We start from the raw sequence: 13935 nt of genomic DNA, 5'->3' as shown, positions 1-13935 counted from the left end.
TTTTATCGATTGTTCAAGTATAACTACTTATGTAAGCTTAGAAAGTGAGACTTAAGTTTCACTTTCTAGTCTAAATATAAAATAACCTATATAAACTAAGGAGGAATTTAGAATGGCTAAAGCTAAATTCGAACGTTCTAAACCCCATGTTAACATCGGTACAATCGGCCACGTTGACCATGGTAAAACTACATTAACTGCTGCGATCACTACAGTTCTTGCAAAAGCTGGTGGTGCTGAAGCACGCGGATACGATCAAATCGACGCTGCTCCAGAAGAAAGAGAGCGCGGAATCACAATCTCAACTGCACACGTTGAGTACGAAACTGAAACTCGTCACTATGCACACGTTGACTGCCCAGGTCACGCTGACTATGTTAAAAACATGATCACTGGTGCTGCTCAAATGGACGGCGGTATCTTAGTAGTATCTGCTGCTGATGGCCCAATGCCTCAAACACGTGAGCACATCCTTCTTTCTCGTCAAGTAGGTGTTCCTTACATCGTTGTATTCTTAAACAAATGCGACATGGTAGACGACGAAGAATTATTAGAATTAGTAGAAATGGAAGTTCGCGACCTATTATCTGAATACGGATTCCCAGGCGACGACATTCCTGTAATTAAAGGTTCTGCTCTTAAAGCTCTTCAAGGAGAAGCTGATTGGGAAGCAAAAATCATCGAATTAATGACTGAAGTTGATGCTTACATCCCAACTCCAGAACGTGAAACTGACAAACCATTCTTAATGCCTATCGAGGACGTATTCTCTATCACAGGTCGTGGTACAGTTGCTACTGGTCGTGTTGAGCGCGGTATCGTTAAAGTTGGTGACGTAGTAGAAATCATCGGTCTTGCTGAAGAGAATGCTTCTACAACTGTAACTGGTGTAGAAATGTTCCGTAAACTTCTTGACCAAGCTCAAGCTGGAGACAACATCGGTGCTCTACTTCGTGGGGTTGCTCGTGAAGACATCCAACGTGGACAAGTTCTTGCTAAAACTGGCTCTGTAAAAGCTCACGCTAAATTCAAAGCTGAAGTTTTCGTATTATCTAAAGAAGAAGGTGGACGTCACACTCCATTCTTCGCTAACTACCGTCCTCAGTTCTACTTCCGTACAACTGACGTAACTGGTATCATCCAATTACCAGAAGGTACTGAAATGGTAATGCCTGGTGACAACATCGAAATGACTATCGAACTTATCGCTCCAATCGCTATCGAAGAGGGAACTAAATTCTCTATTCGTGAAGGTGGACGTACAGTAGGTTACGGTGTAGTTGCTACAATCGTTGAGTAATCTTAACTGATATAAAAACCCAAGGGATTTTCCCTTGGGTTTTTTGTTTGTGTTTATATAATGAATGAGATCATTTTTATGTTTTGACGAGTTTCTTCTATAGTAATATAAAATCAATAAAACAAAACCCAAAAACTGTAAAATGAATTCTGTTAGATGAAAACTTGAAATTCTTTAAAGTGCCATGTATAATAGCAAAAGTAGAGAAAAGCAGATGCAAACAAAAAGATGCTTGCATCTAGACGAATAACATTGTATAATAGACAATGTTGGTCTTTGACTGCGATGAAGTGGAAGGTTGCTGACACACCCGGCCGCTTTGCCATGGCATGGTGTGGGGAAATTTCCATGGAGAAGGTCTATTTTAGAAATAGGCGAACGAAGGAGGGAAAATAATGGCAAAAGAAAAAATTCGTATCCGTTTAAAAGCTTATGATCACCGTATTCTTGATCAATCAGCTGAGAAAATTGTAGAAACAGCTAAGCGTTCTGGGGCAACAGTTTCTGGTCCGATCCCATTACCAACTGAGAAGACTATTTACACAATTCTTCGTGCTGTTCATAAGTACAAAGATTCTCGTGAGCAATTCGAAATGCGCACACACAAACGTTTAATCGATATCGTGAGTCCTACTCCACAAACAGTAGATTCATTAATGCGTTTAGACTTACCGTCTGGTGTAGATATCGAAATCAAACTATAATTTATATAACTTAAAAAATGTAGGAGGTGTAACTCATGACCAAAGGAATCTTAGGAAGAAAGATCGGTATGACTCAAGTATTTGCTGAGAACGGTGAGTTAATCCCAGTAACGGTAATCGCTGCTAATCCAAACGTTGTTCTTCAAAAGAAAACAACTGAAACTGATGGCTACAACGCAATCCAGTTAGGATTCGAAGATAAACGTGAAAAGTTAACTAACAAACCTGAACAAGGCCACACTGCTAAAGCATCTACAACTCCTAAGCGCTTCATTCGCGAAATCCGCGATGCAGACGTGGACGGATTAGAGGTTGGTCAAGAGGTAAAAGTTGAAGTTTTCGCTGCAGGTGAAATCGTTGACGTAACAGGAATTTCTAAAGGTAAAGGTTTCCAAGGTGTTATCAAACGCCACGGACAATCTCGCGGACCTATGTCTCATGGTTCTCGCTATCACCGTCGTCCAGGTTCAATGGGGCCAGTTGCTCCGAACCGTGTATTCAAAGGTAAAAAACTTGCTGGACGTATGGGTGGAGACCAAGTTACTATCCAAAACTTAGAAATCGTTCAAGTTGACACTGAGCGCAACTTATTACTAGTAAAAGGTAACGTTCCAGGTGCTAAGAAATCTCTTGTAGTTGTTCAAGGCGCTGTGAAGGTTAGCAAATAATTCACAATAGGAAGGAGGAATTCCAATGCCAAAAGTTACTGTATATAACCAAACTGGTTCACAGGTTGGTGAAATCGAATTAGCTGAAGCTATTTTCGGTATCGAACCAAATGAAGCTGTACTTTTCGAAGCTGTAATGATGCAACGTGCATCTTTACGTCAAGGTACACACAAAGTAAAAACTCGCTCTGAAGTTCGCGGTGGTGGTCGTAAACCATGGCGTCAAAAAGGAACTGGACGTGCTCGTCAAGGTTCTATCCGCTCTCCTCAATGGCGTGGTGGTGGTACGGTATTCGGACCTACACCAAGAAGCTATGCGTACAAACTTCCTAAGAAAGTTCGTCGTTTAGCAATCAAATCTGCATTAGCTACTAAAGTAGTTGAGAACAACATTGTAGTTCTTGAAGACCTAGTGTTAAATGCACCAAAAACAAAAGACATGGTAACAGTACTTAAAGGATTAACTGTTGAGAAGAAAGCTCTTATCGTAACTGCTGATGCAAACGAATCTGTAGAGTTATCTGCTCGCAATATCCCTGGAGTAACAGTAATCACTGCTGATGGCGTAAACGTGCTAGATGTGCTTCATCATGATAAGTTAATCATGACAAAAGCGGCAGTGGCAAAAGTAGAGGAGGTGCTTGCATAATGAGAGATCCTCGTGATATCATTAAGCGCCCAGTTATCACTGAACGTTCTATGGAAATGATGGCTGAAAAAAAATATACGTTCGACGTGGACGTTAAATCTAATAAAACAGAAGTTAAAGACGCTATTGAAGCGATCTTTGGTGTTAATGTAGACAAAGTAAACATCATGAACTACAAGCCGAAAGCAAAACGTGTTGGTCGTCACGCTGGTTTTACTAGCCGTCGTCGTAAAGCAATCGTTAAGCTAACTGCTGACAGCAAAGAAATCGAAATCTTCCAAGGCGTTTAATTCTTACTAAAGAAGGAGGGAAATTGAGATGGGAATTAAAAAGTATAATCCAACTACTAACGGTCGTCGTAACATGACTACGAATGATTTCGCTGAAATCACGACTGACAGACCAGAAAAGTCTTTACTTGCTCCTTTAAGCAAAAAGGCTGGTCGTAATAACCAAGGTAAAATTACTGTACGTCATCAAGGTGGCGGACATAAACGTCAATACCGTATCATCGACTTTAAGCGTAACAAAGATGGAATTCCAGGACGCGTTGCTACGATCGAATACGATCCAAACCGCTCTGCGAATATCGCATTAATTAACTACGTTGACGGTGAAAAACGTTACATTCTTGCTCCTAAATCTTTAGAAGTAGGTATGGAAGTTATGTCTGGCCCAGAAGCTGACATCAAAATCGGTAACGCATTACCATTAATCAACATTCCAGTAGGTACTGTTGTTCATAACATCGAGCTTAAGCCTGGTCGTGGCGGACAATTAGTTCGTTCTGCTGGTACATCTGCTCAAGTACTTGGTAAAGAAGGTAAATACGTACTTGTACGTTTAACTTCTGGTGAAGTACGTCTTGTATTATCTGCTTGTCGCGCTTCAATCGGTCAAGTTGGTAACGAACAACACGAACTTATCAAAATCGGTAAAGCAGGTCGCTCTCGCTGGTTAGGTAAGCGCCCAACAGTTCGTGGTTCTGTAATGAACCCGGTTGATCACCCACACGGTGGTGGTGAAGGACGCTCTCCAATCGGACGTAAGTCTCCAATGTCTCCATGGGGTAAACCAACTCTTGGATTCAAGACTCGTAAGAAAAACAAAGCGTCTGATAAATTTATCGTTCGTCGTCGTAAAAAATAATGGGATTGTAGTACGGTTCATTTCAAGAACCGTACGCCAATCACGAAGGGAGGCACCAAAATGGCTCGTAGCTTAAAAAAAGGACCATTTGTCGATGATCACTTAATGAGCAAAATGGAAAAATTAGTTGCATCTGAGCAAAAACAAGTTGTTAAAACTTGGTCTCGCCGTTCAACTATCTTCCCTCAGTTCATCGGACACACAATCGCTGTATATGATGGTCGTAAACACGTACCTGTGTACATCACTGAGGATATGGTTGGCCATAAGTTAGGTGAATTCGCACCAACTCGTACGTATAAAGGTCACCTTGCTGACGATAAGAAAACTAGAAGATAATGAGAGGAGGCACTTCAATGCAAGCTAAAGCAGTAGCGAGAACAGTTCGTATTGCTCCTCGTAAAGTTCGTTTAGTAGTAGACTTAATCCGAGGTAAGCAAGTGGGTGAAGCGATTGCTATCCTTAACCACACACCAAAAACTGCTTCTCCAGTTGTAGAAAAAGTTTTAAAATCTGCAATCGCAAATGCAGAGCACAATTATGAGATGGATATTAACAACCTAGTTGTTGAAAAAGTCTTCGTTGACGAAGGTCCAACGTTGAAACGTTTCCGTCCACGTGCAATGGGTCGTGCAAGCCAAATTAACAAACGCACAAGCCACATCACAGTTGTGGTATCAGAAAAGAAGGAGGGATAATCGATGGGTCAAAAGGTTAATCCAATTGGTCTTCGTGTCGGTGTTATCCGTGACTGGGAATCTCGTTGGTTCGCTGAGAAAGATTACGCTACATTATTACATGAAGACATCAAAATCCGTGAGTACATTACTGTACGCTTAAAAGATTCTGCTGTTGCTAAAGTAGAAATCGAACGTGCAGCAAATCGTGTAAATGTTACAATTCACACTGCAAAACCTGGTATGGTAATTGGTAAAGGTGGTACTGAAGTTGAAGCACTTCGTAAAGCTCTTAACCAATTAACAGGCAAGCGTGTACACATCAATATTTTAGAAGTTAAGAGAGCTGATCTTAACGCTAAATTAGTAGGCGAAAACATCGCTCGTCAATTAGAAAACCGTGTATCATTCCGTCGTGCACAAAAGCAAGTTATTCAACGTGCTATGCGTGCAGGTGCTAAAGGTATTAAAACACAGGTTTCTGGTCGTCTTGGCGGAGCTGATATCGCTCGTGCAGAATCTTACAGTGAAGGAACTGTTCCACTTCATACACTTCGCGCTGATATTGACTATGCAGCAGTTGAAGCTGATACAACATACGGTAAATTAGGCGTAAAAGTATGGATCTACCGTGGAGAAGTCCTTCCTACAAAAAAGAAAGCTTCTGAGGAAGGAGGAAAATAATATGTTAATGCCAAAACGCGTAAAATATCGTAGAGAGCATCGTGGTAAAATGCGTGGTCGTGCAAAAGGTGGAACTGAAATTGCTTTCGGTGAATTCGGTTTACAAGCACAAGCTGCTTCATGGATTACAAACCGTCAAATCGAAGCTGCTCGTCGTGCAATGACTCGTTACATGAAACGTGGCGGTAAAGTATGGATTAAAATTTTCCCTTCTAAGCCTTACACTGCAAAACCTCTAGAAGTACGTATGGGTTCCGGTAAAGGGGCACCAGAAGGCTGGGTAGCAGTAGTAAAACCTGGGAAAATTATGTTCGAAATCGCGGGTGTATCTGAAGAGGTAGCACGCGAAGCATTACGTCTTGCAGCTCACAAGTTACCTGTGAAATGTAAATTCGTAAAACGTGAAGAAAATGGTGGTGAATCTAATGAAAACTAATGATATTCGTGAATTAACCACTGCCGAAATCGAAACAAAAGTTAAAGCTTTAAAGGAAGAGTTGTTTAATCTTCGCTTCCAACTTGCTACAGGACAATTAGAGAATCCAACTCGCATTCGTGAAGTGCGTAAAGCGATTGCTCGTATGAAAACTGTAGTTCGTGAAAGAGAGATCGGAATTAATCGATAAATTGAGGGGAGGTTTGCATAGTGAGCGAACGTAACCAACGCAAAGTTTATACTGGTCGTGTAGTGTCTGACAAAATGGACAAAACGATTACAGTTTTAGTTGAAACTTACAAAACTCATTCCTTGTACGGAAAACGTGTTAAGTATTCTAAGAAGTACAAAGCCCATGATGAGCAAAACCAAGCGAAACTTGGCGATATCGTTAAAATCATGGAAACTCGCCCGCTTTCTGCTACTAAGCGTTTCCGTTTAGTTGAAATCGTTGAAGAAGCGGTTATTATCTAAATAGACGAATCGGAATTTTTAGTCCGAAGGGAGGTTTCATAACATGATCCAACAAGAATCTCGTTTGAAAGTTGCTGACAACTCTGGTGCACGTGAACTTTTAACAATTAAAGTATTAGGCGGCTCTGGTCGTAAATATGCTAACATTGGTGATATTATCGTTGCTACGGTAAAACAAGCAACACCAGGTGGCGTTGTTAAAAAAGGTGACGTTGTTAAAGCAGTAGTAGTACGTACGAAGAGCGGAGCTCGTCGTCCGGACGGTTCTTATATCAAATTTGATGAAAACGCAGCGGTTATCATCAAAGACGATAAGAGCCCACGTGGTACTCGTATCTTCGGACCAGTAGCTCGTGAATTACGTGATAGCAACTTCATGAAGATCGTTTCTTTAGCTCCAGAAGTTCTATAATTTAAGGTATTGCCTTGCTAAGGAGGTGCAGAATTAAGATGCATGTAAAAAAAGGTGATAAAGTACAGGTAATCACTGGTAAAGACAAAGGAAAACAAGGCGTTATCCTTGTGGCTTTCCCAAAGCAAAACCGTGTTATCGTTGAGGGTGTTAACATCGTTAAAAAACACTCTAAGCCATCTCAATTAAATCCACAAGGTGGAATTATTACTAAAGAAGCACCTATTCACGTTTCTAACGTTATGATTTTAGATCCGAAAACAGGTGAACCTACTCGTGTAGGCTTCAAAGTAGAAGATGGTAAAAAAGTTCGTATTGCAAAAAAATCTGGTGAATTATTAGATAAATAATTTTCTTAAGAAAGGAGGTCACTTCATTGAATCGCCTTAAAGAGAAGTTCCAAAAGGAAATTACTCCTGCTCTAGTGAGCAAGTTTAACTATAAATCTGTGATGGAAGTACCGAAAATCGAAAAGATCGTAATCAACACTGGTGTTGGTGACGCGGTATCTAACTCAAAAGCTTTAGACAATGCAGTAGAAGAATTAACACAAATCGCAGGTCAAAAACCTGTTGTAACTCGTGCTAAGAAATCAATCGCTGGTTTCCGTCTTCGTGAAGGTATGCCAATCGGTGCGAAAGTAACTTTACGTGGCGAGCAAATGTATGAGTTCTTCGACAAATTAGTATCGGTTTCTTTACCACGTGTACGTGATTTCCGTGGTGTTTCTAAGAAATCATTCGATGGTCGTGGGAACTACACATTAGGTGTTAAAGAGCAACTTATTTTCCCTGAGATTGATTATGATAAAGTAAGCAAAGTCCGCGGTATGGACATCGTAATCGTTACTACAGCGAAAACTGATGAAGAAGCTCGTGAACTTTTAACACAATTCGGTATGCCATTCCAAAAATAATGGAAACCAACGCTAAGTAGAGGAGGCGAAAACGTGGCTAAAAAATCTATGATAGCGAAACAAAAGCGTACTCCTAAGTTTAAAGTACAAGAGTATACACGTTGCGAACGCTGCGGTCGTCCGCATTCTGTATACCGTAAATTTAAGCTTTGCCGTATTTGTTTCCGTGAACTTGCATATAAAGGTCAAATTCCTGGTGTTAAAAAAGCTAGTTGGTAAAACCCACAAATGGGAAGGAGGTAAAACACATGGTGATGACAGATCCAATTGCAGACATGCTTACTCGCATCCGTAATGCGAACATGGTACGTCATGAGAAATTAGAGGTTCCTGCTTCTAAAATCAAAAAAGAGATCGCTGAACTTTTAAAACGTGAAGGTTTCATTCGTGATGTAGAATACATCGAGGATAACAAACAAGGTATCCTTCGTATTTTCCTGAAATATGGTGCAAACAATGAACGTGTAATCACTGGATTAAAACGTATCAGTAAACCTGGCTTACGCGTTTACGCTAAAGCTGATGAAGTACCACGTGTACTTAACGGATTAGGTATCGCTCTTGTTTCTACATCTAAGGGAGTAATGACAGACAAAGATGCTCGTCAATTACAAACTGGTGGAGAAGTAGTAGCATACGTTTGGTAATATATATTTAAAACGAACGGAGGTGTGACCACATGTCTCGTATTGGTAAAAAGATTCTTGAAATCCCTGCAGGTGTTACTATTACAATTGCAGAAGACAATACTGTAACAGTAAAAGGCCCTAAAGGTGAATTAACTCGTACATTCAATGCTGATATGTCTATCAAAATTGAAGAAAATACACTAACAGTTGAGCGTCCATCTGAACAGAAGGAACACCGTGCATTACACGGTACAACTCGTGCTTTAATCGGAAACATGGTTGAAGGTGTAACTACAGGTTTCGCACGCGGACTTGAATTAGTCGGTGTTGGTTACCGTGCTCAAAAACAAGGAGATAAACTTGTATTAAGCGTAGGTTATTCTCATCCAGTAGAAATGACTCCGGAAGCAGGTCTTGAAGTTGAAGTACCTGCACCAACTAAAATCGTAATTAAAGGTATCGACAAGCAACGTGTTGGCGAATTTGCTGCTAACATCCGTGCTGTACGTGCTCCTGAGCCATATAAAGGTAAAGGTATTCGTTACGAAGGCGAAGTTGTTCGTCGTAAAGAAGGTAAAACTGCTAAGTAAACCCGTTAGGTGAGAGAAAGGAGTGACAAGAATGATCACTAAAGCTGATAAAAATGCGACTCGTAAGAAAAGACATGCACGTGTACGTGCTAAACTTACTGGTACTGCAGAACGTCCACGTTTAAACGTGTTCCGTTCTAACCAACATATTTACGCTCAAGTTATTGATGATGTGAATGGTGTAACGTTAGTAAGTGCATCTACTCTTGATAAAGACCTTGCTCTTAACGGTACTAGCAATACTGAAGCTGCTACGAAAGTTGGAGAATCAGTTGCTAAGCGTGCTGTAGAGAAAGGCGTTAAAGAAGTAGTATTCGATCGCGGTGGTTACTTATACCATGGCCGTGTTAAAGCTCTAGCTGAAGCTGCTCGTGAGGCTGGATTACAATTTTAATGGTCAAAGGAGGGAAAATTGATGCATCGCATTGACCCAAGTAAATTAGAACTTGAAGAACGTGTAGTTACGATAAATCGTGTCGCGAAAGTTGTTAAGGGTGGTCGTCGTTTCCGCTTTGCTGCACTAGTTGTAGTTGGCGATAAAAACGGTCATGTTGGATTCGGTACTGGTAAAGCACAAGAGGTACCAGACGCAATTCGCAAAGCTATCGAAGACGCTAAGAAAAACTTAATCACTGTACCATTAGTTGGTACAACAATTCCACACACAATCAACGGTCATTTTGGAGCTGGTGAAGTATTCTTAAAACCTGCTGCTGAGGGTACTGGTGTTATTGCTGGTGGACCTGTTCGTGCGGTTCTTGAATTAGCTGGTGTACAAGATATTCTTTCGAAATCTCTTGGTTCTAACACACCAATCAACATGATTCGCGCTACTGTGAACGGATTAAGCGAACTTAAGCGCGCTGAAGATGTTGCAAAATTACGCGGTAAATCTGTAGAAGAGCTACTAGGTTAAGGAGGGAAAACAAATGGCGAAAAAGTTAGAAATTACCCTCACTCGTAGTGTAATTGGTCGTCCACAAGATCAACGTGCGACGGTAGAAGCTTTAGGTCTTAAAAAGTTGAATTCAACTGTAGTTAAGGAAGAAACTCCTGCTATTCTTGGTATGATCAACAAAGTTTCTCACCTTGTAACTGTAAAAGAAGCTTAAGGATAACTCATTAATATAAGGAGGTGCCTGGGAATGAAACTTCATGAATTAAAACCTGCAGAAGGTTCTCGTAAAGTACGTAACCGTGTCGGTCGTGGTATCGGTTCTGGTAACGGTAAAACTGCTGGTAAAGGTCATAAAGGACAAAACGCACGTTCTGGCGGCGGTGTTCGTCTTGGCTTCGAAGGTGGTCAAACTCCATTATTCCGTCGTTTACCAAAACGCGGCTTCACAAACATTAACCGTAAAGAGTTTACTATTGTAAACTTATCAACGTTAAATCGTTTTGAAGATGGTACAGAAGTAACACCTGAATTATTGCTGGAAACTGGCGTTATCAGCAAGTTAAACGACGGTGTTAAAATTCTTGCAAGCGGAGCAGTAGAGAAAAAATTAACTGTTAAAGCGCACAAGTTCTCTTCAAGTGCTAAAGAAGCAATTGAAGCAGCTGGCGGATCAGTTGAGGTGATCTAATGTTTCGTACAATCTCCAACTTTATGCGCGTTGCTGAGATAAGACGTAAAATATTATTCACTTTAGCGATGTTAATCGTATTCAGGATTGGCACGTTTATCCCAGTGCCATTTACAAATGGAGACGTACTGAAAGCACAAGATCAATTAAATGCCTTAGGTATTCTAAATACATTTGGCGGTGGCGCCTTGAAAAACTTCTCCATCTTTGCGATGGGAATCATGCCGTATATTACAGCATCCATCATCGTGCAATTATTGCAGATGGATGTTGTTCCTAAATTTTCGGAATGGTCGAAGCAAGGTGAAATGGGCCGCCGTAAATTAACGCAATTCACGCGTTACTTTACAATTGTTCTTGCGTTTATTCAGGGGTTTGGTATGTCGATCGGTTTTAACGGTATGGTAGGTGGACAATTAATTTTGAATCCTGGTTGGAGCACTTATTTATACATTGCTACGGTACTGACTGCTGGTACTGCATTTTTAATGTGGTTAGGCGAACAGATTACTACTAAAGGTGTAGGTAATGGTATTTCCATTCTTATCTTTGCTGGTATTGCCGCAGCGATCCCAAGTGTTATATCTCAAGTGTATCAGCAACAGTTTCAAAATATCGGAGATCAATTGTTCATGAGTATCGTTAAAGTTGTATTGATTTTACTAGCTGTGCTAGCAGTTGTTGTGGGTGTTATTTTCATTCAACAGGCTGTTAGAAAGATCCCAATTCAATATGCGAAGCGTGTAACAGGAGCGAATGGGAATCATGCTGGAGCACAAAACACACATTTACCACTTAAGGTAAATAGTGCGGGTGTTATTCCAGTCATTTTTGCTGTTTCATTCTTAATTACACCTCCAACTATTGCACAGTTCTTCCCGGATCATGATATATCGCAGTGGATTATTGCAAACTTTAACTATTCTCACCCTGTGGGAATGATCATATATGTTGCGCTCATTGTAGCCTTCACATATTTCTATGCATTTGTTCAGGTTAATCCAGAGCAAATGTCAGAGAATCTAAATAAGCAAGGTGGATATGTTCCAGGTATTCGTCCGGGTAAGAATACAGAACAATATCTAACAAAAATTTTGTATCGTTTGACCTTTGTAGGATCAATTTTCCTAGCAGCGATTGCAATCTTACCAGTTATCTTTACGAAATTGGGAAATCTTCCTCCATCTGCACAGATTGGCGGAACGAGTATGTTAATCGTTGTCGGCGTTGCTTTAGAAACAATGAAGCAGCTAGAAAGCCAATTAGTAAAACGCCATTACAAAGGGTTTATCAAGCAGTGAGTAAGTGGGAAGAATTGTCTTCCCTACATGCTCATGTACTGAGGGGGAACAAGGATGAACTTAATTTTAATGGGGCTTCCTGGTGCTGGTAAAGGTACACAAGCCGAACAGATTGTTGCCAAGTATAACATCCCTCACATTTCAACAGGAGATATGTTCCGTGCAGCTATGAAGGCTGAAACTGAAATGGGCTTACAAGCAAAATCTTTTATTGATAAAGGTGCTCTTGTACCAGATGAAGTGACAATCGGAATCGTTCGTGAACGTTTAAGTCAAGAAGACTGCGTAAGAGGCTTCTTACTAGACGGTTTCCCACGAACTGTTGCACAAGCATCAGCTCTTGAAGAGATTATGAAAGATCTTGGCAAAAAAATCGACTATGTTTTAAACATTAATGTGGATTCAGGGTTGTTATTAAAACGCCTTACAGGCCGTCGCATTTGTAAAGAGTGCGGTGCGACTTACCACTTAGAATTCAATCCGCCAGCAAAAGCTGACGTGTGCGATAAATGTGGTGGCGAATTATATCAACGCTCTGATGACAATGAAGAAACTGTAGCAAATCGTTTAGATGTAAATATTAAGCAAACAAAACCTTTGCTTGATTTCTATGAGGAGCTTGGTTACTTACAAAGCATTAATGGTGAGCAAGATATCAATAAAGTATTTGCTGATATCGATGTTCTCATCGGAGGCTTAGCGTAATGATCATCTGCAAAACTCCTCGCGAGATAGAAATCATGCGAGAAGCGGGCAGGATCGTTGCTTTAACTCATCAAGAGTTGAAACAGCATATTACTCCAGGAATTACAACGAAAGAGCTCGATCAAATAGCGGAAAAGACGATTCGAAAATATGGTGCTACGCCATCTTTTAAAGGATACAACGGATTTCCGGGGAGCATATGTGCTTCTGTAAATGAAGAGCTTGTACACGGAATTCCAGGGAAGCGAAAGCTCCAAGAGGGCGATATCATCAGTATCGATATTGGTGCGAAATACAATGGGTACCATGGAGATTCTGCATGGACGTATCCAGTTGGAAACATTTCTGAATCTGTTCAAAAGCTACTTGATGTCACAGAAAAATCGTTGTATCTTGGTCTAGAACAAGTAAAACCAGGCGAAAGATTATCAAATATCTCACATGCGGTTCAAACCCATGCTGAAGAGAATGGATTCTCGATCGTTAGGGAGTATGTTGGTCACGGAATCGGGCAAGACTTACATGAGGACCCTCAAATCCCGCACTATGGTCCACCAAATAGAGGCCCTAGATTAAAGCCGGGAATGGTCATCTGTGTTGAGCCGATGGTGAATCAAGGAAGACGATATGTAAAAACACTATCTGATGACTGGACAGTGGTAACGGTAGATGGTAAATGGTGTGCCCATTTTGAGCACACGATTGCTCTTACAGAAGCAGGATACGAAATCCTTACCACTTTATAAGTAGCTGGCTCTCCGGGATTTCAGAGCAGTGTAAAATGTTACTGATTTGAAGAAGGGAGAACTATTGAATGGCTAAAGATGATGTAATTGAAGTCGAAGGTACCGTTCTTGAAACGTTGCCAAATGCTATGTTCAAAGTAGAATTAGAGAATGGGCATGTCGTATTGGCTCACGTTTCTGGTAAAATCCGTATGAACTTCATTCGTATTTTACCAGGAGACAAAGTTACGGTAGAATTATCTCCGTACGATTTAAATCGTGGTCGTATTACGTACCGTTTTAAATAATATAGCACTCCGTAATCTTTAA

Annotated in this window: 26 protein-coding genes; all 26 read left to right on the top strand. The window is 40.7% G+C overall.

Annotated elements, in window-relative coordinates; genetic code table 11:
- Positions 1–112: 112 nt before the first annotated feature.
- On the top strand, positions 113–1300 hold the full coding sequence (gene tuf / locus COC96_RS15555) for an elongation factor Tu (protein WP_001029617.1): 1188 nt from the start codon (positions 113–115) through the stop codon (positions 1298–1300).
- Between the two features lie 395 nt (positions 1301–1695).
- A complete protein-coding gene (rpsJ, locus tag COC96_RS15545) occupies positions 1696–2004 on the top strand; it encodes a 30S ribosomal protein S10 (protein ID WP_001040595.1) in 309 nt (102 codons plus the stop codon).
- A gap of 35 nt (positions 2005–2039) precedes the next feature.
- Positions 2040–2672, top strand: a complete 633-nt coding sequence (gene rplC, locus COC96_RS15540; protein ID WP_000160209.1) for a 50S ribosomal protein L3 — start codon at positions 2040–2042, stop codon at positions 2670–2672.
- Between the two features lie 25 nt (positions 2673–2697).
- Entirely contained in the window at positions 2698–3321 is a 624-nt protein-coding gene (gene rplD, locus COC96_RS15535; protein WP_002115319.1) for a 50S ribosomal protein L4, read from the top strand.
- Complete coding sequence (rplW, locus tag COC96_RS15530; protein WP_001205557.1) at positions 3321–3611, top strand: 50S ribosomal protein L23; 291 nt, start codon at positions 3321–3323, stop codon at positions 3609–3611. The genes rplD and rplW overlap by 1 nt, the downstream gene beginning before the upstream one ends.
- Positions 3612–3639: 28 nt before the next feature.
- Entirely contained in the window at positions 3640–4470 is an 831-nt protein-coding gene (gene rplB, locus COC96_RS15525) for a 50S ribosomal protein L2 (protein WP_000511583.1), read from the top strand.
- A gap of 60 nt (positions 4471–4530) precedes the next feature.
- Positions 4531–4809: a 30S ribosomal protein S19 gene (gene rpsS / locus COC96_RS15520; RefSeq protein ID WP_000124454.1), complete on the top strand. Its 279-nt coding sequence runs from the start codon at positions 4531–4533 to the stop codon at positions 4807–4809.
- A 17-nt stretch (positions 4810–4826) separates the two neighbouring features.
- Positions 4827–5168 carry a 50S ribosomal protein L22 gene (gene rplV / locus COC96_RS15515; protein ID WP_001148024.1) on the top strand — a complete coding sequence of 114 codons (342 nt, stop codon included), beginning with the start codon at positions 4827–4829 and terminating at the stop codon, positions 5166–5168.
- A 3-nt stretch (positions 5169–5171) separates the two neighbouring features.
- Positions 5172–5831 carry a 30S ribosomal protein S3 gene (gene rpsC, locus COC96_RS15510; RefSeq protein ID WP_000529958.1) on the top strand — a complete coding sequence of 220 codons (660 nt, stop codon included), beginning with the start codon at positions 5172–5174 and terminating at the stop codon, positions 5829–5831.
- Between the two features lies 1 nt (position 5832).
- Positions 5833–6267 (top strand): 50S ribosomal protein L16, encoded by a 435-nt coding sequence (rplP, locus tag COC96_RS15505; protein WP_000928969.1) that lies wholly within the window; start codon positions 5833–5835, stop codon positions 6265–6267.
- A complete protein-coding gene (rpmC, locus tag COC96_RS15500) occupies positions 6257–6457 on the top strand; it encodes a 50S ribosomal protein L29 (RefSeq protein WP_000855718.1) in 201 nt (66 codons plus the stop codon). The genes rplP and rpmC overlap by 11 nt, the downstream gene beginning before the upstream one ends.
- Before the next feature lie 20 nt (positions 6458–6477).
- Positions 6478–6741 carry a 30S ribosomal protein S17 gene (gene rpsQ / locus COC96_RS15495; protein ID WP_000004106.1) on the top strand — a complete coding sequence of 88 codons (264 nt, stop codon included), beginning with the start codon at positions 6478–6480 and terminating at the stop codon, positions 6739–6741.
- A 43-nt stretch (positions 6742–6784) separates the two neighbouring features.
- Positions 6785–7153, top strand: coding sequence for a 50S ribosomal protein L14 (gene rplN, locus COC96_RS15490; protein WP_000615912.1), 369 nt, complete (start codon positions 6785–6787; stop codon positions 7151–7153).
- Between the two features lie 38 nt (positions 7154–7191).
- The gene (gene rplX / locus COC96_RS15485; protein ID WP_000558200.1) at positions 7192–7503 is read left to right on the top strand and encodes a 50S ribosomal protein L24; all 312 of its coding nucleotides are present in this window, start codon (positions 7192–7194) and stop codon (positions 7501–7503) included.
- 26 nt (positions 7504–7529) lie between these two features.
- On the top strand, positions 7530–8069 hold the full coding sequence (gene rplE / locus COC96_RS15480) for a 50S ribosomal protein L5 (RefSeq protein WP_001080829.1): 540 nt from the start codon (positions 7530–7532) through the stop codon (positions 8067–8069).
- Between the two features lie 33 nt (positions 8070–8102).
- Positions 8103–8288 carry a 30S ribosomal protein S14 gene (gene rpsN, locus COC96_RS15475; protein WP_001085700.1) on the top strand — a complete coding sequence of 62 codons (186 nt, stop codon included), beginning with the start codon at positions 8103–8105 and terminating at the stop codon, positions 8286–8288.
- Positions 8289–8317: 29 nt separating this feature from the next.
- On the top strand, positions 8318–8716 hold the full coding sequence (gene rpsH / locus COC96_RS15470) for a 30S ribosomal protein S8 (RefSeq protein ID WP_000245511.1): 399 nt from the start codon (positions 8318–8320) through the stop codon (positions 8714–8716).
- 32 nt (positions 8717–8748) lie between these two features.
- Positions 8749–9288, top strand: coding sequence for a 50S ribosomal protein L6 (rplF, locus tag COC96_RS15465; protein WP_000086554.1), 540 nt, complete (start codon positions 8749–8751; stop codon positions 9286–9288).
- A gap of 31 nt (positions 9289–9319) precedes the next feature.
- Positions 9320–9682: a 50S ribosomal protein L18 gene (rplR, locus tag COC96_RS15460; RefSeq protein ID WP_000628818.1), complete on the top strand. Its 363-nt coding sequence runs from the start codon at positions 9320–9322 to the stop codon at positions 9680–9682.
- Between the two features lie 21 nt (positions 9683–9703).
- The gene (rpsE, locus tag COC96_RS15455) at positions 9704–10204 is read left to right on the top strand and encodes a 30S ribosomal protein S5 (RefSeq protein WP_003194373.1); all 501 of its coding nucleotides are present in this window, start codon (positions 9704–9706) and stop codon (positions 10202–10204) included.
- Between the two features lie 13 nt (positions 10205–10217).
- Positions 10218–10400 carry a 50S ribosomal protein L30 gene (gene rpmD, locus COC96_RS15450; protein ID WP_001085234.1) on the top strand — a complete coding sequence of 61 codons (183 nt, stop codon included), beginning with the start codon at positions 10218–10220 and terminating at the stop codon, positions 10398–10400.
- Between the two features lie 33 nt (positions 10401–10433).
- The gene (gene rplO / locus COC96_RS15445; RefSeq protein ID WP_000766083.1) at positions 10434–10874 is read left to right on the top strand and encodes a 50S ribosomal protein L15; all 441 of its coding nucleotides are present in this window, start codon (positions 10434–10436) and stop codon (positions 10872–10874) included.
- On the top strand, positions 10874–12175 hold the full coding sequence (gene secY, locus COC96_RS15440) for a preprotein translocase subunit SecY (RefSeq protein ID WP_097904640.1): 1302 nt from the start codon (positions 10874–10876) through the stop codon (positions 12173–12175). Before rplO ends, secY begins: the two co-directional genes overlap by 1 nt.
- Positions 12176–12229: 54 nt before the next feature.
- On the top strand, positions 12230–12880 hold the full coding sequence (locus tag COC96_RS15435) for an adenylate kinase (RefSeq protein WP_001048996.1): 651 nt from the start codon (positions 12230–12232) through the stop codon (positions 12878–12880).
- Positions 12880–13626 (top strand): type I methionyl aminopeptidase, encoded by a 747-nt coding sequence (map, locus tag COC96_RS15430; RefSeq protein WP_048374299.1) that lies wholly within the window; start codon positions 12880–12882, stop codon positions 13624–13626. Before COC96_RS15435 ends, map begins: the two co-directional genes overlap by 1 nt.
- A gap of 68 nt (positions 13627–13694) precedes the next feature.
- A complete protein-coding gene (gene infA, locus COC96_RS15425; RefSeq protein WP_001029884.1) occupies positions 13695–13913 on the top strand; it encodes a translation initiation factor IF-1 in 219 nt (72 codons plus the stop codon).
- Positions 13914–13935 lie beyond the last annotated feature (22 nt).

The sequence above is a fragment of the Bacillus cereus genome (genome assembly GCF_002577405.1).
GTDB classification, from domain to species: Bacteria; Bacillota; Bacilli; order Bacillales; family Bacillaceae_G; genus Bacillus_A; species Bacillus_A cereus_AU.
Note: the sequence above shows the minus strand (reverse complement) of the source record. Positions and strands in the feature narration are given on the sequence as shown.

Coding starts and splice junctions, on each gene's coding strand:
- tuf (WP_001029617.1), top strand. CDS start 113: ATGGCTAAAGCTAAATTCGAACGTTCTAAACCCCATGTTAACATCGGT.
- rpsJ (WP_001040595.1), top strand. CDS start 1,696: ATGGCAAAAGAAAAAATTCGTATCCGTTTAAAAGCTTATGATCACCGT.
- rplC (WP_000160209.1), top strand. CDS start 2,040: ATGACCAAAGGAATCTTAGGAAGAAAGATCGGTATGACTCAAGTATTT.
- rplD (WP_002115319.1), top strand. CDS start 2,698: ATGCCAAAAGTTACTGTATATAACCAAACTGGTTCACAGGTTGGTGAA.
- rplW (WP_001205557.1), top strand. CDS start 3,321: ATGAGAGATCCTCGTGATATCATTAAGCGCCCAGTTATCACTGAACGT.
- rplB (WP_000511583.1), top strand. CDS start 3,640: ATGGGAATTAAAAAGTATAATCCAACTACTAACGGTCGTCGTAACATG.
- rpsS (WP_000124454.1), top strand. CDS start 4,531: ATGGCTCGTAGCTTAAAAAAAGGACCATTTGTCGATGATCACTTAATG.
- rplV (WP_001148024.1), top strand. CDS start 4,827: ATGCAAGCTAAAGCAGTAGCGAGAACAGTTCGTATTGCTCCTCGTAAA.
- rpsC (WP_000529958.1), top strand. CDS start 5,172: ATGGGTCAAAAGGTTAATCCAATTGGTCTTCGTGTCGGTGTTATCCGT.
- rplP (WP_000928969.1), top strand. CDS start 5,833: ATGTTAATGCCAAAACGCGTAAAATATCGTAGAGAGCATCGTGGTAAA.
- rpmC (WP_000855718.1), top strand. CDS start 6,257: ATGAAAACTAATGATATTCGTGAATTAACCACTGCCGAAATCGAAACA.
- rplN (WP_000615912.1), top strand. CDS start 6,785: ATGATCCAACAAGAATCTCGTTTGAAAGTTGCTGACAACTCTGGTGCA.
- rplX (WP_000558200.1), top strand. CDS start 7,192: ATGCATGTAAAAAAAGGTGATAAAGTACAGGTAATCACTGGTAAAGAC.
- rpsH (WP_000245511.1), top strand. CDS start 8,318: ATGGTGATGACAGATCCAATTGCAGACATGCTTACTCGCATCCGTAAT.
- rplF (WP_000086554.1), top strand. CDS start 8,749: ATGTCTCGTATTGGTAAAAAGATTCTTGAAATCCCTGCAGGTGTTACT.
- rplR (WP_000628818.1), top strand. CDS start 9,320: ATGATCACTAAAGCTGATAAAAATGCGACTCGTAAGAAAAGACATGCA.
- rpsE (WP_003194373.1), top strand. CDS start 9,704: ATGCATCGCATTGACCCAAGTAAATTAGAACTTGAAGAACGTGTAGTT.
- rpmD (WP_001085234.1), top strand. CDS start 10,218: ATGGCGAAAAAGTTAGAAATTACCCTCACTCGTAGTGTAATTGGTCGT.
- rplO (WP_000766083.1), top strand. CDS start 10,434: ATGAAACTTCATGAATTAAAACCTGCAGAAGGTTCTCGTAAAGTACGT.
- secY (WP_097904640.1), top strand. CDS start 10,874: ATGTTTCGTACAATCTCCAACTTTATGCGCGTTGCTGAGATAAGACGT.
- COC96_RS15435 (WP_001048996.1), top strand. CDS start 12,230: ATGAACTTAATTTTAATGGGGCTTCCTGGTGCTGGTAAAGGTACACAA.
- map (WP_048374299.1), top strand. CDS start 12,880: ATGATCATCTGCAAAACTCCTCGCGAGATAGAAATCATGCGAGAAGCG.
- infA (WP_001029884.1), top strand. CDS start 13,695: ATGGCTAAAGATGATGTAATTGAAGTCGAAGGTACCGTTCTTGAAACG.